The organism is Simplicispira sedimenti (genome assembly GCF_022760965.1).
Lineage (GTDB): Bacteria > Pseudomonadota > Gammaproteobacteria > Burkholderiales > Burkholderiaceae_C > Simplicispira > Simplicispira sedimenti.
The window spans coordinates 125871-144563 of the sequence record NZ_JAKVIJ010000006.1; the positions used below are offsets into that span (position 1 = coordinate 125871).

Consider the following 18693-nt stretch of genomic DNA (forward strand, 5'->3'; position numbering starts at 1 on the left):
CGCGTTGATTTTCGTATTTTTTCATTTTTGTTCTTTTTTGCGCGAATAGACCTAAGGTTAACCCTTAAATTTTTCCTTTTTTTTCGCTTTACAGTATTGCCACCGCTACACCGAGGCCATGAGCGTGAACACCAATCCCCGCCAAATCCTGCTGCTGGAAGAGCTGCGCAACCGCAAATCGGCCACTGTCGAGCAGCTGGCGGAAACCCTGGGCGTGACCTTGCAGACCGTGCGCCGCGATGTGCAGCGCCTGGCCGAGCAAGGGCTGCTCAGCCGTTTCCATGGCGGGGTGCGCCTGCCCAGCTCCACGGTGGAAAACATCGCGCACAACCAGCGTGAAAGCCTGAACTCCGCGGGCAAGGCACGCATTGCCCACGCCGTGGCGCAGGCCGTGCCCAACCACTGTTCGCTGATCCTCAACATCGGCACCACCACCGAGGCCATCGCCAAGGCGCTGCTGCGCCACCAGGGACTGCGCGTCATCACCAACAACCTCAACGTAGCCGCCATCCTGTGCGGCAACCCGGACTGCGAGGTCATCGTGGCCGGGGGCGTGGTGCGCACACGGGACCGCGGCATCGTGGGCGAGGCGGCGGTGGACTTCATCCGCCAATTTCGCGTGGATATCGCCATCATCGGCATCTCGGGCATCGAGGACGACGGCACACTGCGTGACTTCGATTACCGCGAGGTGAAGGTGGCACAGACCATCGTGGAGCACGCGCGCGAGGTCTGGCTTGCCGCCGACCACAGCAAGTTCAACCGCCCGGCCATGGTGCAGCTTGCCTCGCTGGACCAGATCGACCGCCTGTTCACCGACGAAACCCCGCCCGAACCCTTCCCCACCCTGCTGGCCAACGCCGACGTGCAACTGGTGGTGGCTACCGACTGATCTCTCTCTCCCGACTGTCCCCATGACCTACCTGCTTGCACTCGACCAGGGCACCTCCAGTTCGCGCAGCATCGTGTTCGACGAACTGGGCCACATCGTGTCCCAAGCGCAGCTCGAACTGCCCCAGATCTACCCCCGCCCCGGCTGGGTGGAGCACGATCCACTGGAGATCTGGCGCACCCAGCTCGCCACCGCGCGCGAGGCGCTGGCCCAGGCCGGCATCACGGCCGGCGACGTGCGCGCCGTGGGCATCACCAACCAGCGCGAAACCACCGTTCTGTGGAACCGCAAGACCGGCCAGCCCGTGCACCACGCCATCGTCTGGCAGGACCGGCGCGCCGAGCCCGCCTGCGCACAATTGCGCGAGCAGGGCCATGCCGACACCATCCAGGCCAAGACCGGGCTGCTGGTCGATGCCTATTTTTCAGGCACCAAGCTGCAGTGGATGCTGGACCACGTGCCCGGCGCGCGCGAGGCAGCCGAGCGTGGCGAACTGGCCTTCGGCACGGTGGACAGCTGGCTGATGTGGAAGCTCACCCATGGCGCGGTGCATGTGACCGACGTGAGCAACGCCGCGCGCACCATGCTCTTCAACGTGCGCACCAACCAGTGGGACGACGAGCTGCTGGCCCTGCTGCGCATCCCCCGGGCGCTGCTGCCCGAGGTGCTGCCGTCGAGCAGCCATTTCGGCGACATCGCCGCCGATCTGCTGGGCCACCCCATCCGCATCGGCGGCGTGGCGGGCGACCAGCAAAGCGCGCTGTTCGGCCAGGCATGCTTCAGCGCCGGCATGGCCAAGAACACCTACGGCACGGGCTGCTTCATGCTCATGCACACCGGCCAGACCTTCCAGACCAGCCGCAACGGCCTGCTCACAACCAGCGCTGCACAGCCTGGGCGGCAACCCGAATTCGCGCTCGAAGGCAGCGTGTTTGTCGGCGGCGCCGTGGTGCAGTGGCTGCGCGACGGGCTGCGCGCCATCTCCAGCAGCAGCGAGGTCGAGTCCCTCGCCCTGACCGTGCCCGACTCGGGCGGCGTGATGATGGTGCCCGCCTTCACCGGCCTGGGCGCACCCTACTGGAAGCCCGACGCGCGCGGCACCATCACCGGCCTCACGCGCGGCACCACGCTGGCGCACATCGCGCGCGCGGCCCTCGAATCCATTGCCTACCAGAGCGCCGCCCTGCTGCTGGCCATGAGCCGCGACGCCGTGGCCGCGGGCGGCCAGCCGGTGAGCGAGCTGCGCGTGGACGGTGGCGCCTGCATCAACGACCTGCTGATGCAGTTCCAGGCCGACCTCCTGGGCATCCCCGTGGTGCGCCCGGCCGTCATCGAGACCACGGCGCTGGGCGCCGCCTACCTGGCCGGACTGTCCAGCGGCGTGTACGGCAGCACCGACGAGCTTTCGCGCCTGTGGCGCGCCGAGCGCCGCTTCGTGCCCACCCTGCCAGCCGCCCGGGCCCAGGAGCTGATGGCGCGCTGGGAACACGCTGTGCGCCAAGCGACTCTCGAGTAGGCCGCCCATTCGGGTGACCCCGTTGGCGCTACCATCGTGGCCCCTGTAGTTGCCACTTCGCACCGCACCATGAGCCCTACCCCCACCTCCTCCCCGCAGCTCCCCGTGATCGCCTTCATCGGCGGCGGCAACATGGCCAGCGCCATCATCGGCGGGCTGATCCGCCAGGGCCACCCGGCCAGCCAGATCGAGGTGGTGGAGCCCTGGGAAGAGGCCCGCACGGCGCTGCGCAAGAGCTTTGCCATCGAAGCCCTGCCCGCCCCCGGCCCGCAGCTGGCACGCGCGGGCATCGTGGTCTGGGCCGTCAAGCCGCAAACCTTCAAGGACGCCGCCGCGCAGGCGCGTGCGCACACCCAGCATGCCCTGCACCTGAGCGTGGCCGCAGGCATCCGCTCGGACAGCATCGCCCAGTGGCTGGGCAGCGACTGCATCGTGCGCAGCATGCCCAACACCCCCGCGCTGGTGGGCAAGGGCATGAGCGCGCTGTATGCCCGCGCAGGGGTGAGCAATGCACAGCGCCAGAGCGTGGAAGCCATCATGGCCACCACGGGCGAATATTTGTGGGTGGAGAACGAAAAGCAACTCGATGCCGTGACCGCCCTTTCCGGCTCGGGCCCGGCCTATGTGTTCTATTTCCTGGAAGCCATGACCCGTGCGGGCACGGCCATGGGCCTGAGCCCAGCGCAGGCGCACCAGCTCGCCGTGGGCACGTTTGTGGGCGCCTCCGAACTGGCGCGCCGCTCCGACGAGCCGCCCGAAGTGCTGCGCCAGCGCGTCACCTCCAAGGGCGGCACCACCTACGCGGCCCTGCAGTCACTCGAAAAAGACGGTGTGGGCGCCAGCTTCGAGCGCGCCATGCACGCCGCCGAGCAGCGCGCCCATGCGCTTGGAAACGAGTTCGGGGCTTGAGGTGTTTTTGGCCTCCAGCGCTTATCCAATAAGCGCTGGCAGCTATGATTTTTATATCGCTTAGCGCAGGGTGTAGCTGCCCACGATCCCCAGGAACACGGTGAACCCGATCCAATGGTTCTCGCGGAACGCGCGGAAGCACCCCTCGCGCGAGCGCCCCCGGATCAGGTGCCAGTGCCAGGCCACCTGCATCAGCACAGCGGCAAGTGCTACATAAAACAGAGCACCCAGCGCAAGCGGGGCAAGCGCTACAGCCCAAATCAGCACAAAACCCAGGTAGAACGCCAGAATGGCCGCCACATCGAAGCGGCCCAGGGTGATGGCCGAGGTCTTCATGCCGATCTTCAGGTCGTCGTCGCGGTCCACCATGGCGTATTCGGTGTCGTAGGCCAACACCCACAGCAGGTTGCCCAACACCAGCCACAGCGCCAGCCAAGGTACCTCGCCGCGCACGGCGGTGAAGGCCATGGGAATGCCCATGCTGAACGCCACACCCAGCACCGCCTGCGGCATGGAAAAGAAGCGCTTGGTGAACGGGTAGAGGATGGTTACCCCCAGCGCAGGCAGCGACCAGGCCACCGTGGGCGCGTTGGTGGTCAGCACCAGGACAAAGGCCACCAGCGCCAGCGCCGCGCCCACGCCCAGCGCCTCGCGCACCGACACCGCACCGCTGGTGATGGGGCGCTGCGCCGTGCGCTTGACATGGCGGTCGAAGTCGCGGTCAGCCACGTCGTTGACGCAGCAACCCGCGCTGCGCATCAGGATGGTGCCCAGCGTGAACACCGCCAGCAGGTGCCAGCCGGGGAATCCGTCCGCCGCCACCCACAGGGCGCTGAGCGTGGGCCACAGCAGCAGCAGCCAACCCGCAGGGCGATCCCAGCGGATCAGGTCGAGGTACAGAGCGAAGCGGCTGCGGGGCAAGGTGGTCATGGGCAAGGGAAAAGGGAAGACAGCGCCGCTGGACGCGCGCCCCGGTTTATACCGCCGAATGGCCTGCGGCTTCAGCGGCGCAGGGGCAAAAGACCCCAGCGGCTCAATCCACGGCCTCTTCCGTCAGCACGGTCTGCTCCCAGGCGGCAGCCATGCCGCGCAGGAACGCCACCACCTCGGCCGGCGCCTGCAGACGCGCTGCCAGCAGCGCGGCCATGTGCACATCGCGCAGACGGCCTACCTGTTCCTGGGCCTGCAAGGCCTGGGCGTGCCAGCGCTGGGTGGCGCCCGGCAGCAGGGGCTGCAAGGCTTCGATGGTGTAGCGCAGGCGCTTGGCCAGCAGGCGGGCGCGGTGCAGGCTGGCGGGGTCGCTGGCCTTGCGCTGGGCCTTCTTCCAGCGCTGGTGCAGGCGCTCGGTGCGCTGGCGCGCCCAGTGCCGGGCGGGCCGGGGTGTGGCGGGCGCGGCCTGCGGCAGTGCCGCAATCCATTGCACCAGGCCCAGCAGGGCCTGGCCGGTCATGGGCTCCTGCAGCGCCAGGCGCACCGCCTTGCGCTGCACGGCAGCAGCCTGCTGGAAGGCTTGCGCCGTGCGCTCCCAATCGGCGGCGCGGGTGGGGGAGCCGTCCACGTAGGCCCCTTGCGCTGCGGGCAAGGTCTGGGTGCAGGCCACGTCCAGATCGCGCAGCTCGCCCAGCAGGCCCAACAGGGGCTCCAGGCCGGGCCAGGTGGGCTGCGGCAGTGACAGGTCTGGCAGACACAGCCGCAACGCCGAGCGCCAGCGACGCCAGCCGACCCGCGCCTGGTGCACCAGCTCGGGATGGTCGGCATCCAGCAGTCCGTGCAGGTTGGTGCAGAACTGGTCAAAGGTTTCGCCCAACAGCGCGGCCGCCAGGTCTTGCAGCAGGCGCCGCGCACCCAGCACGGGCGGGCGGGCGCGGCGCGGTGCATCCAGCAGGCCCTGCGCCAAGGCAAATCCGCGCTGCGCCTTGCTGGCCGACAGCGGCAGCACGGGCACGCGCCGCGCGATCTGCGCCGCCAGGCGGAACAGGGCCTCGGGCGGGCCGGCCAGCAGTTCCAGCTCCAGTTCAGCGATGGGCGCACTGCACCCGCCCGCGTGGATGCGGCCTTGGTCCAGTGCCAGCTCGATGACCACGCCACCGCGCTGGTGCAGCGTCCAGCAGGTGCGCTCGAAGTCGGTGGTAAAGCAGGGCTGCAGGGCTGCCAGCAGGGTGCCGTCGGGGTCGAGCCGCCGCCACGGGGGCGCGGCGCGCAGGGCCTTGGGCTGCAATGCGGGGCCGGGCACGGGCGTTTCCCATTCGCCGCGCTGGCTCAGGGCCGACAGCTCGGCATCAGCGGTCTTGAGGGTTTGCAGCCACTGCTCCCCCGCACCAGCGCCCTGCACACGCCGCAGGCGCAGGGCCGCGCGGCGCGCGCGCAGGTCCTGCGCCGGGGTATCGAAATATTGGTTGTGCAGTTGCTGGCGCACCGGCGCCACGCGCGCCAGGGCAGGCACAGCGGCCAGCTTGCGCAGCAGGGCCGCGCCGCCGCCCGCAGGCAGGGCGAGCTTGAGCTCGATTTCGGCGCCCGCAGCGGGCGCCGCTGCCACCGGGGTGCGGAGGGGGCTCATGCGCGGCCGGGGGGTCTCAGTCTTCCAGCAACGAGCGCAGCATCCAGGCTGTCTGCTCGTGCACGGTCAGGCGCTGGGTCAACAGGTCGGCCGTGGGCTCGTCGCTGGCCTTGTCCACCACCGCGAACAGGCTGCGCGCGGTGCGCGCCACGGCCTCGTGGCCCTCGACCAGGATGCGCACCATGTCCAGCGCCTTGGGCGGCTTGGTGGGCGCGTCGGGCACGCTGGCGAGCTTGCCGAACTCGGCGTAGGAGCCCGGCGCCACATGGCCCAGCGAGCGGATACGCTCGGCGATCGGGTCCACTGCGTTCCACAGCTCGGTGTACTGCGCCATGAACATGGCGTGCAGCGAGTTGAACATGGGCCCGGTCACGTTCCAGTGAAAGTTGTGCGTGGTCAGGTACAGGGTGTAGGTGTCGGCCAGCAGGCGCGACAACCCCTGGGCAATGGCGGCGCGGTCCTTGTCGCTGATGCCGATGTGAATGCTGGGCGCAGTGGTCTTGGGGGCTTTGGCCATGGTTTCTCCTGTGAGGTGGTGGTGCAGAAAAGGCTTGCCACGCAGGCATGGGAACACTGTAGCGCAGGCGCCCTGCGCCCAGTGCCAAAAACCCTGCGCCGGGAGCTGACCCTTCAGTTGTCCATAGCGCATGCGCGCCACCCACAGCGGATGAAACGGGCGCGGCCCAGGCCAGGGCTCCCGCGCAAGGGCCGCCCCGCCGCGCTGGGAGCGTTCCCCCACCCGAATCGCGCAGCGATTCGAGAGAGGGGGGAAGGCGCGCAGCGGCTCAGGGAGGTGTTGGTATCAAGACAAGCGCGAAACGCCCGGCAGCTCGCAGGCGTAGATGGCATTGCGCAGCGCGGCGATGGCCTCGTAGCGCGTGAAGCTGCGCCGCCATGCCAGCACCACGCGGCGCATGGGCGGCGCACTGCCGTCGGATTCACGGATGGGCAGGTAGCAGATGTGCGGCTCGTCGCTCTTGCGGCGGCGGGCCGTGGATTGCAGCGCGTCACGCGGCACCGCCAGGCGCGGCACGAGGGTCACGCCCATGCCCGCGGCCACCATGTGCTTGATGGTCTCCAGCGACGATCCTTCAAAGGTCTTGCGGATGCCCTCGGCATTGCTGGCAAAGCGCGCAAACTCGGGGCAGACCTCCAGCACGTGGTCGCGAAAGCAATGCCCAGCCCCCAGCAGCAGCATGTTTTCGGCCTTGAGTTCATGGGCCGACACGCTCTTGTGCTGCGCCAGCGGGTGAGAGCTGGGCACGGCCGCCATGAAGGGCTCGTCGTACAGCGGGGCAATGGCCAGCCCGGTGTCGGGGAACGGCTCGGCCAGGATGGCGCAATCGATCTCACCCGTGCGCAGCATCTCCAGCAGCTTGACGGTGAAGTTCTCTTGCAGCATCAGCGGCATTTGCGGCGTGCGCTTGATGGCATGGCGCACCAGATCGGGCAGCAGGTAAGGGCCAATGGTGTAGATCACGCCCAGCGTGAGCACCCCCGCCAGCGGGTCCTTGCCGCGCTTGGCAATCTCCTTGATCGCGGCGGCCTGCTCCAGCACGCTTTGCGCCTGGCGCACGATCTCCTCGCCCAGCGGCGTCACGCTGACCTCGCTGGCGCTGCGCTCAAAGAGCTTGACGTCGAGTTCTTCTTCCAGCTTCTTGACGGCCACCGACAGCGTGGGCTGCGACACATAGCATGCCTCGGCCGCGCGGCCGAAGTGCTTCTCCCGGGCCACGGCAACGATGTATTTGAGTTCGGTGAGGGTCATGAGGATGACAGTGTAAAGAACCAGGCCTTTCGCGGCCACGCCCGGGCCTGCATGCCCTCACGCGCCAGGGAAAAGCGCGCTTCAAACCACAGGCATCTTCTCCTATGATGCACCCATCATGCCCTTGCGTACACCCCGCTCACTGCACCTGCGCCTGTGGGGTGTCATCGGAATGGCCTGCCTCCCCGTCTTCCTGATGGCCTTTTTCGACTACCGCGAACGGCGTCAGGATGCCATTGTGGCCCTCGAAAACGAGGTGTCACGCATGCTGACGGCAGCGCGGCTGACCGAAGACGCCGCCCTGGGCAGCATGCGCCAGACCTTCCAGATCATGGCGCGCGCAGACAACCTGCAGTCGCTCGACCCCCAGGACTGCTCCGGCCTGGCCCAGCGCCTGCTGCAATCGATGGAGGACTTCGCCAACCTCGGCGCGGCCCTGCCCGACGGCACGGTGTTCTGCAGCGCCAGTCCTGGGCAAACGCGGGTGTCGGTGACGGACCGCAACTGGTTCCAGGAAGCCCAGAGCGGCGAGGGCATCACTTCGGGCGAATTCGTCACAGGGCGCATTTCTGGCAAACCGGGCATGGTGTTCGGCTACCCGGTGCGCGATGCCGACGGCACACTCAAGGCCGTGCTGTTTGCATCCATCCAGTTGGACTGGTTCGACAAGCTGATCGCCGAATTCAAGCTGCCGCAGGGCTGGAACGCCTTCTTGCTGAGCGACACCGGCACGGTGCTCTCCTACCACCCCGCGGCCAGCCGCCCGCCCCAGACGGCGCAGGCGCCCGCAGGCGCGGCCCCGTTCCTCCGGGCACTGCAGGAGGGGCGTCGCATCAGCGAGATCGAGGGCCTGGATGGCAACCGCCGCATGTACGGCGTCGGGTCGCCGCGCTTTTCCCGCACGCCCCTGCTGGTGGCCATCGGCGCACCGCTGGACCGCACGGTGGCGCGCATCGACCAGGGTTTCTGGTGGCGCATCCTGCTGCTGGCAGGCATTGCACTGGTGTCGGTGCTGACGGCGCGCTTTTACATCTACGGCCTGATCGAGGCCTGGACCGGCCAGATCACGGCCGCCATCGACAGCGTGGCCGCCGGCCGACTGCAGACCCGCATCCGGCGCCTCTCGCACGTGAGCGAGCTGCGGGCAGTGGAACAGGGCATCAACCACATGGCCAGCGAGCTGGAAAAACGTGAGGTCGATCTGCGCCGCCTGTCCACCGCCGTAGAGCAAAGCCCCGAGGCCATCGTCATTACCGACACGCTGGCCAATATCCAGTACGTGAACGACGCCTTTCTGCGCTCCACCGGCTACACGCGCGAGGAGGTACTGGGCCGCAACCCGCGCATCCTCAACCGGGGGCTCACCCCGCCGGCCACCTACACCGCCATGTGGGACGCCCTCAAGGCGGGCAAGGTCTGGAGCGGAGAGCTCATCAACACCCGCAAGGATGGCAGTTCCTACGTGGAGATGGCCACCATCGCACCCATCTTCGACGAGGAAGGTCAGGTCACACACTACGTCTCCACCAAGGTGGACATCACACAGCGCAAGCAATCGGAGGCGCTGGTCCACCAGTTGGCCTACTACGACGCGCTGACCGGCCTGCCCAATCGCACGCTGCTGCACGAGCATCTTCAGCAGGCGGTTGAGGCCAGCGCGCAGGGCACGGCCCAAGGGATGCTGCTGCTGATCGACATTGACCGCTTCAAGCAGATCAACGACACGCGCGGGCATGCCACGGGCGACTGGCTGCTGCGCGAGATGGCGCGGCGCATCCGGGGCTGCACCGGCGCGACCAACACCGTGGCACGCCTGGGCAGCAACACCTTTGGCATCATCGTGTCCGACATGGGCGGCCCTTCCGACCTGGCACAGACCATCGCCCGCAAAGTGCACCAGGCGCTCACCGCCCCCTACGACCTGGAAGACGCCAAGCGCCTCTACGCCACCACGAGCATGGGCATCGCCCTCTTCGGCGCTGGCATGCCCGCACCCGACACTGTGCTCAAACAGGCCGAGGTGGCGCTCTACCGCGCCAAGGACGAGGGTGGCAACGCCGTGCTGCTCTTCGATGCACCCATGCAGGCCGCCGTGGATGCCCGCGCCGCACTGGAGATGGCGCTGCGCGACGCCATCGAGACCCAGGCATTCCAGCTTTACTACCAAGTACAGGTGGACCTGCATGGCACCGTGGTGGGCGCCGAGGCACTGATCCGCTGGATCGGCGCTGACGGCAAGTTCATCTCCCCGGCCGAGTTCATCCCGCTGGCCGAGGACACCGGCCTGATCGTGCCCATGGGCCAGTGGGTGCTGGACACCGCCTGTCGGCAGCTCGCCCGCTGGCAGCGCAGCCCCGCCACACGCCACCTGACCCTGGCCATCAACGTGAGCGCGCGGCAGTTCCACCAGGCCGATTTCGCAGCCCAGCTGCGCTCGGCACTGGAGCGCCACCGCATCGACGCCAGCGGGCTGAAACTGGAGCTGACCGAAAGTGCGATCCTGGGCGACATCGACACCACCATCGAACGCATGCACCAGCTGCGCGAGCTGGGCATCCGCTTTGCGCTGGACGACTTCGGCACGGGCTACTCCTCGCTGTCCTACCTCAAGCGCCTGCCCTTCGACCAGCTCAAGATCGACCAGTCCTTCATCCGCGACATGCTGATCGACAATACCAGCAACGCCATCGTGCGCGCCGTTCTGGTGATGAGCGATGCGCTGGGGCTGAAAGTCGTGGCCGAGGGCGTGGAGACCGCTGCCCACCGGGATTTTCTGGTCGAGCACGGCTGCCAAATCTGCCAGGGCTATCTGCTGGGCCGGCCCATGCCCATCGAGGCCTGGGAAGAAGCCCACCTGGCGGTCGGCCCGACACCTGGCGACACCCCTACGCCTTGAGGTAGTCCTGCCGCCCGCCCAACCAGCGCGCCACATGCTGGCGGGCCAGGTCAGGGTGGTGGTCCAGCATGGCGGGCGCCAGGGCGCGGGCCCATTCGAGCAGGGCGGTGTCGGTGGCCAGGTCGGCAAAGCGCAGCAGCGCATCGCCCGATTGGCGTGCGCCCAGGAATTCGCCGGGCCCGCGGATCTCCAGATCGCGCCTGGCGATCTCGAAACCGTCGTTGGTCTCCTGCATGGCGAGCAGGCGCTCCTTGGCGGTCTCGCCCACGCGGCCACTGTCGTTGGTGGCGTAGAGCAGCACGCAGGCCGAGGCCACAGCGCCGCGCCCCACGCGGCCCCGCAACTGGTGCAGTTGCGACAGGCCAAAGCGCTCGGCGTGCTCGATGACCATGAGCGACGCATTGGGCACGTCCACCCCCACCTCGATGACGGTGGTACTGACCAGCACGCCCATCTGCCCGGCGCTGAACTGCGCCATGACAGCCTTCTTCTCGGCCGCTGGCATGCGCGAATGCAGCAGGCCCACCAGCACGCCGGGCAGGGACTCGCTCAGCTCCTGGTGCGTTGCCGTGGCGTTCGACAGGTCCAGCGCCTCGCTCTCCTCGATCAGCGGACACACCCAGTACACCTGGCGCCCGGCCGCCACCTGGGCGCCGATGCGCTCGATCACCTCGTCCTTGCGGCTGTCGGCGATGAGCTTGGTGACCACGGGCGTGCGCCCAGGCGGCAGTTCATCGATCACCGACACGTCCAGGTCGGCGTAGTAGCTCATGGCCAGCGTGCGCGGGATGGGCGTGGCGCTCATCATCAGCATGTGGGGCTCCATGGGCACCAAGGCCCCCCACGCTCCGCCGCTGCGCGGGTCGCTGCCCCCCGAGGGGGCTGCATCGCCTTGGGGCGGCCCGGCGTCGATGCCCTCCGCCAGCTTGCGGCGCAGTGCCAGGCGCTGCAGCACGCCAAAGCGGTGCTGCTCGTCCACGATGGCCAGCGCCAGGTTCTTGAACCGTACCTGCTCCTGGATGACAGCGTGCGTGCCCACCACCAGGGCGGCTTCGCCGCTGTGCACCTGTTCCAGCATGGTGGCGCGCTCCTTCTTCTTCTGGCCGCCTGCCAGCCAGGCCACACGCTGGCCGCGCGCAGCCAGCAGCGGCTCCAGCCAGCCCACAAGCTTGGCAAAGTGCTGCCCGGCCAGGATCTCGGTGGGCGCCATCAGCGCGCATTGCCAACCGGCCTCGATGGCGCGGCAGGCCGCCAGCGCGGCCACCACGGTCTTGCCGGCGCCCACATCGCCCTGCAACAGGCGGTGCATGGGCACGGGGCGGGCCAGGTCGGCGGCAATTTCTTCCCCCACGCGCTGCTGTGCGGCCGTGAGCGCAAAAGGCAGTTGGGCCAGCAGTTGCGCGTGCAGCGGCGCCGCGGCAGCGCCTGCGTCTGCCGCACGCAACACCGGCGCGCGCAGCCGGTCGCGCTCGCGCCGGGCCTGCCATTGGGTGAGCTGCTGGGCCAGCAGCTCCTCGGCCTTGAGGCGCTGCCAGGCCGGGTGGCTGTGGTCTTCGAGCGTGGCCAGGGCCACATCGGGCGCAGGGTGGTGCAAAAAAAATAGCGCCTCGCGCAGACTATACGGGCGTTGCAGGCCATTTTGACCCATGAATCGCGCCAAGGGCGGCTGGGCGCCGGGGGGCAGCGTTTCCGACAGGTCGGCGCGCTGCAGGGCCGTGGCAATGGCGCGGCGCAGGTACGGCTGGGGCAGGCCTGCGGTGCTGGGGTACACCGGCGTCAGCGCAGTGGGCAGTTCCCCACCCGCCACGCGAAATGCCGGGTGCAGCATCTGCCGCCCCCAGAACCCACCGCGCACCTCGCCCCGGATGCGCAGGCGCGCGCCCACGGCCAGGGTCTTGAGGTGCGAGGGGTAGAAGCTGAAGAACGTCAGCTCGCAGGTGCCCGTGGCGTCGTCCACCATCACCTTGAGCATGCGGCGCGGACGCAACTGCACCTCGCTGTGGGTCACCGTGGCCTCGATCTGCACCGTGTCGCCGTCGCGCGCATTGCGCAGCGGGGTGATGCGGGTCTCGTCCTCATAGCGCAGCGGCAGGTGCAGGGCCAGATCGATGTCGCGTAACAGCCCCAGCTTGCGCAGGGCTTGCTGGGCGGGACTGGGGGTGGCAGGCATCGGATTACGGCAGTGCATCAACACAGTGGGGGGGAAAAAGGCTACCATGGACGCAGACCTGTGTCTTTCTGTTTCCTCTTCGCCCCTTTGTCCGAACCATGCTCAAGCGCATCCGAGTCGAAGACCTGACCCTGGGCATGTACCTGCAGGAGTTCTGCGGCTCCTGGATGGATCACCCTTTCTGGCGCACCAAGTTCGTGCTGACCGATCCCAAGGACTTGGAGCGCATTCGCGCCACAGCGGTGGAGGAAGTCTGGATCGACATCTCGCGCGGCAAGGACGTCGCCCTAGGCAAGCCCTCGGTGAGTAAGGAAGAAGACGAGATCCGCAGAGCGACGGACTTTGGCGAACTGGTGGCCATGCCGCCCCTGAAGGTGGTGGAGCCCGAGAAGCCCCCACCACCCATGCGCGACCTGCGCCCCACCACCACGCAGGCCGAACTGCACCGCGCCGCCCAAATCTGCGGCCAGGCCAAGGAGGCCGTGGTGTCCATGTTCCAGGAGGCCCGCATGGGCAAGGCGGTGGACGCCGAGTCGGCCTCCAGCCTGGTGCAGGAAATTTCGGACTCGGTCACGCGCAACCCCGGTGCCCTCATCAGCCTGGCGCGCCTGAAGACCGCCGATGAGTACACCTACATGCACTCGGTGGCCGTGTGCGCGTTGATGGTGGCGCTGGCCCGCCAGATCGGTCTGAACGACGCCCAGACCCGCACCGCTGGCTTGGCCGGACTGGTGCACGACCTGGGCAAGGCCGCCATTCCGCTGGCCGTGCTCAACAAGCCGGGCAAGCTCACCGACGAAGAGTTCGACTTGGTCAAGAGCCACCCCTTGGAGGGCTGGAAGATGCTCAAGGAGGGTTCCGGCGTCGAGACCGCTGTGCTCGACGCCTGCCTGCACCACCACGAAAAGATGGACGGCACGGGTTACCCCGACCGCCTGGGCCACGACAAGCTCAGCACCATTGCCCGCATGGCCGCCATCTGCGACGTGTACGACGCCGTCACGTCCGACCGGCCCTACAAGCGCGGCTGGGATCCAGCCGAATCCATCCGCCGTATGGCAGAGTGGACCAAGGGCCACTTGGACCCGCGCCTGTTCCAGGCCTTCGTCAAGAGCATTGGTATCTACCCCGTCGGCTCACTCGTACGGCTCGAATCGGGCCGCATCGCCGTGGTGATGGAGCAGAACGTGGCGTCGCTCGTCACCCCCAAGGTCAAGGTGTTTTTCTCCACCAGATCCGACCTGCGCATTCCGCCCGAAGTCATCGACCTGTCTGTCGCGGGCACCACCGACAAGATCGTGGCGCGGGAAGACCCCGACAAGTGGCGCTTCCCCGACCTCCACACTTTGTGGAGCGGCATCCGGGGCCAGCCCTGGTAGCTCCGGCAGTTACACTGCGCACCCTTTCAATCTTGGAACGGGCCTGTCCGGCCCTCAAGCCCGATGACCGAACTGCCCTCCAGCGCCCCGCGCGCCTTCACCCTCAGCGACTTCGATTTCGCACTGCCCCCCGAACGCATTGCCCAGCACCCGGCCACCGAGCGCAGCGCCTCGCGCCTGCTGGATGGGCGCAGCCTGCCCCCGGTGGACCGCATCTTCAAGGACCTGCCCGGCCTGCTGCAGCCGGGCGACCTGCTGGTCTTCAATGACACCCGCGTCGTCAAGGCGCGCATCTTTGGCGAGAAGGCCAGCGGCGGCAAGTTGGAACTGCTGATCGAACGCGTGCTCCCCAGCGGCCAGGGCAACGAGGTCGTGGCCCACATGAAGGTGAGCAAGAAGCCGCAGAGCGGCAGCACCATCCACATGGCCGGCGGGCGCAAGGAGGGCGGTTTTGACGCGACGCTGCTCTCGCGCTGGCCCGACGACAACGGCCCTCTGTTTCGCTTTGCGCTGCACGGCCCGACGGGCGAAAGCCCCTGGGAACTGATGGAGCGCCACGGCCACCTGCCGCTGCCGCCCTACATCGAACGCCAGCAGCACACCGGCGCCGACCCCAACGCCGACCAGGACAGCCAGCGCTACCAGACCGTTTTTGCCCGCGCGCCCGGCGCCGTGGCCGCGCCCACAGCGGCGCTGCATTTCGACGACACCGTGCTGGCCGCACTGGCCGCGCGCGGCATCGAAACGGCCAGCGTCACCCTGCACGTGGGCGCAGGCACCTTCCAGCCCGTCAAGACTGAGAACCTGGCCGAACACCGCATGCACCACGAGTGGTACGACGTCCCGCTGGCCACCCTGGCCGCGCTGGAACGCTGCCGCCAGCGCGGCGGCCGCGTGGTGGCCGTGGGCACCACCACCGTGCGCACGCTCGAATCCTGGGCGCGCAGCGGCCAGACCACGGGCGAGACGGACATCTTCATCACCCCCGGCTTCGGCTTCCGGGTGGTGGACCTGCTGGTGACCAACTTCCACCTGCCAAAAAGCACGCTGATGATGCTGGTAAGTGCCTTTGCAGGCTATGAACAGGTGATGGCCCTGTACCGCCACGCCATTGCGCAGGAGTATCGCTTCTTCAGCTATGGGGATGCAATGCTTTTGAGCCGCTATGGCTCATAAAACAAGCACAAATAGCTATCAAATCTATAGCATCAAGAGCCCTTGGACGGTGCAGGCCGTGCCTGTGCTGCTCAGGAGCAGTTGCGCGGCAACACGATGCGCGGCGCCGCACCCATGGCAGGCGGCTGGTTGGCAGAAGGCGCCTCCACGCAATACACCGCCGCACCGCGTTGCACCCGCGTGACCCGCACGCCCCCGGCGCCGTACTGCTCGGTCAGGCGCATGTCCCCACCCGCTGCGCCGTTGCTTGCGGCGTCGGCTGTCCAGCGTTGGTGCGGAACAATGCGCGCCTGCTGGCGCTCCTGCGCACTGGTTCCGCCTGCAGCGCTGCGCAGTTCTTCAGCCCCCCAGCAAGGGCCTGGCAGGCTCGGAAGCCATGGCCTGCGGTGCGGGCGCTGCCAGTGGGGCCTCGGCCTGAGGTGCGACGGCAGGCGGCGCCGCGACCGCGGCGGCCAAGGCGGGCACGGCAACTGCCTGCTTTTTGCGTGCTGGCGCGGTGCGCACGCTGGGTGCAGGCTGCAGACCAGCAACCTGCGCATGCAGTTCGGCAGATGCCTCTTTGGGCGCCAGCGGTGGCAGCGTGGCAATCCACACCATGGAAGGCGCCCGGCCCGCCGGTGCTTGGAAGGCCGCACCGGACATCGCATGCAAGGGCCTGCGCGCCGCCCCCCACCACCACGACAGCGCCAACGCATGCAGCAGCAAGGACAAGCCCACAGCAGCGCCCCACCGGCGGGTGCTGGCCTCCGGCCTCACAGTGCCGCACCGTCCTCGCCACCGGGCACCCACTCCAGCAGGTCGCCCGGCTGGCACTGCAGGTATTCGCAAATGGCGGCCAGGGTTTCAAAGCGCACCCCCTTGACCTTGCCGCTTTTGAGCAAGGACAGGTTGGCCTCGGTGATGCCCACATGCGCCGCCAGGTCACGCGACTTCACCTTGCGCAACACCAGCATCTGGTCCAGCTTGACAACAATGCCCATGCGCTGCTCCGTCACACAAAGGCATCGGCCTCGGCCTGAAGGCGGCCGCCCTCAGCCAGCACGCGGGCCAGCAACAGCATCATCAGCCCCACCACCAGCACACTGATTTCAAACGACCCCAGGCCCAGCACCACCAGGCCGCCGCTCTGGCCCGAAGCCAGCCAGGAAAGCGAGGCCGTGACCGACGCCTGGTACACCAGCGAGCTTGCCAGCAGGGCCAGAAAGCCCCAGCCCAGGCCCCGGAACCCGCGCACCACCTCAGGACCGAACACGGTCCCCGCCAAAAAGGCACGGCAGATACGGTGCACACAGCCCACGGTATAGAACAGCGCCAGGCCAGGAATGCACTCCAGCGCGGCGCCCAGCCAGCGCCAGTGCGTCGCCATGGCAAGGGGCGGCTGCAAACCAGCCAGCAAAGCGGGCACCGGCAGCACCGGCATGGGCAACCAGTCCACCCAGCCCCCGGCATGGCCGATGGCCGCCCAGCGTGACAAGGACAATCCCAGGGACAGCAAGGCAATGCCCCAACTGGTCACCAGCAAAGCCCAGACCAGGCGTTGAAAACCCCGTGTGTGCACCGGGGAAACCGCGATGGAGCTTGAAGAGGTCATGGCAAAAAGTACATAGATAATTTCTGTAAAACAATAATAATATATCGCAAAGCAGAAATTTTTACCATGCCACACGTACCTCACCCACCGGCCCACAGCCAGCCATCCACATACCCAGCCCATTCGCCTCAGCGCTACATGCATCGGCTTTGCGCCATGGCCCTGGCCTGCACCGTCTTGTTGGCAGGCTGCGGCAGCGTGCCCGTTTCGTCGCTATGGAAGCTGCGCAAGCTCTCGCTGGAAACGCTGGAGCCCGCCGCCCTGCGCGCCGCCGTGGTGCACAGCCCCAGCCTGCAACTGGCACCCAATGGTGCCGTCCTGACCGTCGCGGTATCGCGTCAACTGCGGCTTGCCAACGGCGCCCACACCACCGAGCGGCTGGAAGAAAAGCTCCCGCTGCAGGCCTTGCACAGCAGTGCGGACATGCGCCCTCTCATCGAGCACGAAAGCCCCCAGTCCACCGTGCACCTGTGGCGTATCGACCCCGCCGCCCTGCCCCGACTCCAGGCGTTGCGTACACGCGCCATGGCCTGGAAGGGCACGGACGACGGCAAGCGCGAACTGACCCTGGGCGTAGAGCTGGCCGGTTGCCAGAAAGCCTCAGGCACCTGACAGGCCATCACTACCCTGATCCGCTTTTCCGAGCCGGGCGAGTACATCCCCATCGTGCGCAACATCGACCTGACCGAGACCATGTCTGCCGCCGAGCTGAAGCAGCGATTTCCCGTGTGCGGCGCAGCGGGGGAACTTTCTGGGCAACAGCCCGGTTGACATTTCCGCCGTTCAGCGGGGTCATTTGCGCCGCAGCTTCTTGACCGCGTACATCGCCGCATCGGCGCGCCGCAGCGCCGTATCTACAGTGCAACTGGTGGGATCCAGGCACACCACGCCGATGCTGGCGCCGGGGTAGTCCAGCTTGGCGGCCGATGGCAGCACCACATGGCAGGCTGTCGCGCGTTCCAGCCGCTGGTGCAGGCCTGCGATGGCCTCGGTGCCGTCCTGACCGCTGGCCGGGCCCAGCCCGGTGAACACGAATTCGTCGCCCCCCATGCGGGCCAGATAGTCGCTCTCGCGGCGCACGGCCTGCAGCTGGCGGGCCACTGCGCACAGCAGCGCATCGCCCGCTTCATGGCCGTGCTGGTCGTTGATCTGCTTGAACCCATCCAGATCCACATACGCCACCATCACGCTGCGCCCCGAGCGCCGCGCCCAGGCCAGCAGGCGCTCCAGCTCCTGGTACAGGGCGCGGCGGTTGGGCACGCCGGTCAAGGAATCGACCAAGGCCATCTCGGTAAGCTGCGCATTGCGCTGCTGCAGGGCCTGGAGCAACTGCTCGCGCTCCACCTGCTGGGCAATGAGCTTGGCAAACAGGCGCAACACCTTCTCAGCGTGCTGCGGCAGATGCGCCGCTTTAGAACTGGCAGCACACAGCGTTCCGAACACCACGCCATCCGACAGGTTGACAGGAACGCTCACATAGGTCTGGATGCCCAGGCTGGCCGCCGCTTCCGAATCGCCCCAGCACGCTGGTACATCCTGTGTGAAGAAGCGTCCTTCCTGCAGCGCTCGGCGGCACAGGGTGTCTCCCCAGGGCACGGCCAGGCCTTCCGGTATCTCCAATTGCCTGGAGTTGCGCGCATAAAGCACATGCTGCAAGGACTGCTGAAAGTCGATCCGCGTGAGGTAGGTGGCCTCCATGCGGGTGACTTCCTCCAGCATTTCCAGCAAGGGCCGCGCCAGATCTTCGAGCGACCGCGCACTGGCCAGCGAATCGGAAAGGCGCGAAAGCAGCGGATCCATGGCGTCACCTGAAGAGTCTGCGCGGAGAACCGTCCCCGC

General features: G+C 67.6%; 17 protein-coding genes. 7 read left to right on the forward strand and 10 right to left on the reverse strand.

Translation table 11 applies throughout. The features are described from left to right. Nucleotides 1-124: 124 nt before the first annotated feature. The 3 genes from MJ602_RS08545 (at nt 125) to proC (ending at nt 3317) form a co-directional block, all read left to right on the forward strand. A complete protein-coding gene (locus MJ602_RS08545) occupies nt 125-892 on the forward strand; it encodes a DeoR family transcriptional regulator (RefSeq protein ID WP_162014990.1) in 768 nt (255 codons plus the stop codon). Between the two features lie 22 nt (nt 893-914). Beyond that, nucleotides 915-2408 carry a glycerol kinase GlpK gene (gene glpK / locus MJ602_RS08550; RefSeq protein WP_243020353.1) on the forward strand — a complete coding sequence of 498 codons (1494 nt, stop codon included), beginning with the start codon at nt 915-917 and terminating at the stop codon, nt 2406-2408. Nucleotides 2409-2477: 69 nt separating this feature from the next. Beyond that, a complete protein-coding gene (gene proC, locus MJ602_RS08555) occupies nt 2478-3317 on the forward strand; it encodes a pyrroline-5-carboxylate reductase (protein ID WP_243020354.1) in 840 nt (279 codons plus the stop codon). A 60-nt stretch (nt 3318-3377) separates the two neighbouring features. On the opposite strand, the gene ubiA is transcribed toward proC, so the two are convergent. From ubiA to MJ602_RS08575, 4 genes are all read right to left on the reverse strand, one after another. Further along, the gene (gene ubiA / locus MJ602_RS08560; RefSeq protein ID WP_243020355.1) at nt 3378-4247 is read right to left on the reverse strand and encodes a 4-hydroxybenzoate octaprenyltransferase; all 870 of its coding nucleotides are present in this window, start codon (nt 4245-4247) and stop codon (nt 3378-3380) included. Between the two features lie 103 nt (nt 4248-4350). After that, nucleotides 4351-5874 carry a CYTH and CHAD domain-containing protein gene (locus MJ602_RS08565; protein ID WP_243020356.1) on the reverse strand — a complete coding sequence of 508 codons (1524 nt, stop codon included), beginning with the start codon at nt 5872-5874 and terminating at the stop codon, nt 4351-4353. Nucleotides 5875-5890: 16 nt separating this feature from the next. Next, nucleotides 5891-6391 carry a Dps family protein gene (locus MJ602_RS08570; RefSeq protein WP_162014985.1) on the reverse strand — a complete coding sequence of 167 codons (501 nt, stop codon included), beginning with the start codon at nt 6389-6391 and terminating at the stop codon, nt 5891-5893. A 285-nt stretch (nt 6392-6676) separates the two neighbouring features. Continuing rightward, entirely contained in the window at nt 6677-7642 is a 966-nt protein-coding gene (locus MJ602_RS08575; protein ID WP_243020357.1) for a LysR substrate-binding domain-containing protein, read from the reverse strand. 118 nt (nt 7643-7760) lie between these two features. Here MJ602_RS08575 and MJ602_RS08580 point away from each other — a divergent pair, with 118 nt between their 5' ends. Continuing rightward, entirely contained in the window at nt 7761-10538 is a 2778-nt protein-coding gene (locus MJ602_RS08580; protein ID WP_243020358.1) for a bifunctional diguanylate cyclase/phosphodiesterase, read from the forward strand. On the opposite strand, the gene recG is transcribed toward MJ602_RS08580, so the two are convergent. Then, entirely contained in the window at nt 10528-12708 is a 2181-nt protein-coding gene (recG, locus tag MJ602_RS08585) for an ATP-dependent DNA helicase RecG (protein ID WP_243020359.1), read from the reverse strand. The two genes, MJ602_RS08580 and recG, sit on opposite strands and share 11 nt — an antisense overlap. Nucleotides 12709-12806: 98 nt before the next feature. Between recG and MJ602_RS08590 the strand changes: the two genes are divergently transcribed. Further along, on the forward strand, nt 12807-14087 hold the full coding sequence (locus MJ602_RS08590; RefSeq protein WP_243020360.1) for a cyclic di-GMP phosphodiesterase: 1281 nt from the start codon (nt 12807-12809) through the stop codon (nt 14085-14087). Nucleotides 14088-14150: 63 nt separating this feature from the next. Beyond that, a complete protein-coding gene (queA, locus tag MJ602_RS08595; protein ID WP_243020361.1) occupies nt 14151-15263 on the forward strand; it encodes a tRNA preQ1(34) S-adenosylmethionine ribosyltransferase-isomerase QueA in 1113 nt (370 codons plus the stop codon). Nucleotides 15264-15334: 71 nt separating this feature from the next. Here queA and MJ602_RS08600 read toward each other — a convergent pair whose 3' ends face one another. The 4 genes from MJ602_RS08600 to MJ602_RS08615 all read right to left on the reverse strand — a co-directional run bounded on the left by MJ602_RS08600 (nt 15335) and on the right by MJ602_RS08615 (nt 16854). Beyond that, entirely contained in the window at nt 15335-15487 is a 153-nt protein-coding gene (locus MJ602_RS08600; RefSeq protein WP_243020362.1) for a hypothetical protein, read from the reverse strand. Nucleotides 15488-15602: 115 nt separating this feature from the next. Further along, a complete protein-coding gene (locus MJ602_RS08605) occupies nt 15603-15974 on the reverse strand; it encodes a hypothetical protein (RefSeq protein WP_243020363.1) in 372 nt (123 codons plus the stop codon). A 41-nt stretch (nt 15975-16015) separates the two neighbouring features. Beyond that, nucleotides 16016-16243 carry a helix-turn-helix domain-containing protein gene (locus MJ602_RS08610; RefSeq protein ID WP_162014978.1) on the reverse strand — a complete coding sequence of 76 codons (228 nt, stop codon included), beginning with the start codon at nt 16241-16243 and terminating at the stop codon, nt 16016-16018. Nucleotides 16244-16254: 11 nt separating this feature from the next. Continuing rightward, nucleotides 16255-16854, reverse strand: a complete 600-nt coding sequence (locus MJ602_RS08615; RefSeq protein ID WP_243020364.1) for a DUF2975 domain-containing protein — start codon at nt 16852-16854, stop codon at nt 16255-16257. Nucleotides 16855-16992: 138 nt separating this feature from the next. Between MJ602_RS08615 and MJ602_RS08620 the strand changes: the two genes are divergently transcribed. Beyond that, entirely contained in the window at nt 16993-17466 is a 474-nt protein-coding gene (locus MJ602_RS08620; protein ID WP_243020365.1) for a hypothetical protein, read from the forward strand. A 180-nt stretch (nt 17467-17646) separates the two neighbouring features. Here MJ602_RS08620 and MJ602_RS08625 read toward each other — a convergent pair whose 3' ends face one another. Continuing rightward, nucleotides 17647-18654 (reverse strand): GGDEF domain-containing protein, encoded by a 1008-nt coding sequence (locus MJ602_RS08625; protein WP_243020366.1) that lies wholly within the window; start codon nt 18652-18654, stop codon nt 17647-17649. Nucleotides 18655-18693 lie beyond the last annotated feature (39 nt).

What these genes read in the sequence shown, in the direction of transcription:
- glpK (WP_243020353.1), top strand. Translation starts at nt 915, where the DNA reads ATGACCTACCTGCTTGCACTCGACCAGGGCACCTCCAGTTCGCGCAGC.
- MJ602_RS08565 (WP_243020356.1), bottom strand. Translation starts at nt 5,874, where the DNA reads ATGAGCCCCCTCCGCACCCCGGTGGCAGCGGCGCCCGCTGCGGGCGCC.
- MJ602_RS08590 (WP_243020360.1), top strand. Translation starts at nt 12,807, where the DNA reads ATGCTCAAGCGCATCCGAGTCGAAGACCTGACCCTGGGCATGTACCTG.
- MJ602_RS08600 (WP_243020362.1), bottom strand. Translation starts at nt 15,487, where the DNA reads ATGCGCCTGACCGAGCAGTACGGCGCCGGGGGCGTGCGGGTCACGCGG.
- MJ602_RS08620 (WP_243020365.1), top strand. Translation starts at nt 16,993, where the DNA reads ATGCATCGGCTTTGCGCCATGGCCCTGGCCTGCACCGTCTTGTTGGCA.
- MJ602_RS08615 (WP_243020364.1), bottom strand. Translation starts at nt 16,854, where the DNA reads ATGACCTCTTCAAGCTCCATCGCGGTTTCCCCGGTGCACACACGGGGT.
- ubiA (WP_243020355.1), bottom strand. Translation starts at nt 4,247, where the DNA reads ATGACCACCTTGCCCCGCAGCCGCTTCGCTCTGTACCTCGACCTGATC.
- MJ602_RS08580 (WP_243020358.1), top strand. Translation starts at nt 7,761, where the DNA reads ATGCCCTTGCGTACACCCCGCTCACTGCACCTGCGCCTGTGGGGTGTC.
- MJ602_RS08575 (WP_243020357.1), bottom strand. Translation starts at nt 7,642, where the DNA reads ATGACCCTCACCGAACTCAAATACATCGTTGCCGTGGCCCGGGAGAAG.
- MJ602_RS08570 (WP_162014985.1), bottom strand. Translation starts at nt 6,391, where the DNA reads ATGGCCAAAGCCCCCAAGACCACTGCGCCCAGCATTCACATCGGCATC.
- MJ602_RS08625 (WP_243020366.1), bottom strand. Translation starts at nt 18,654, where the DNA reads ATGGATCCGCTGCTTTCGCGCCTTTCCGATTCGCTGGCCAGTGCGCGG.
- MJ602_RS08610 (WP_162014978.1), bottom strand. Translation starts at nt 16,243, where the DNA reads ATGGGCATTGTTGTCAAGCTGGACCAGATGCTGGTGTTGCGCAAGGTG.
- queA (WP_243020361.1), top strand. Translation starts at nt 14,151, where the DNA reads ATGACCGAACTGCCCTCCAGCGCCCCGCGCGCCTTCACCCTCAGCGAC.
- proC (WP_243020354.1), top strand. Translation starts at nt 2,478, where the DNA reads ATGAGCCCTACCCCCACCTCCTCCCCGCAGCTCCCCGTGATCGCCTTC.
- recG (WP_243020359.1), bottom strand. Translation starts at nt 12,708, where the DNA reads ATGCCTGCCACCCCCAGTCCCGCCCAGCAAGCCCTGCGCAAGCTGGGG.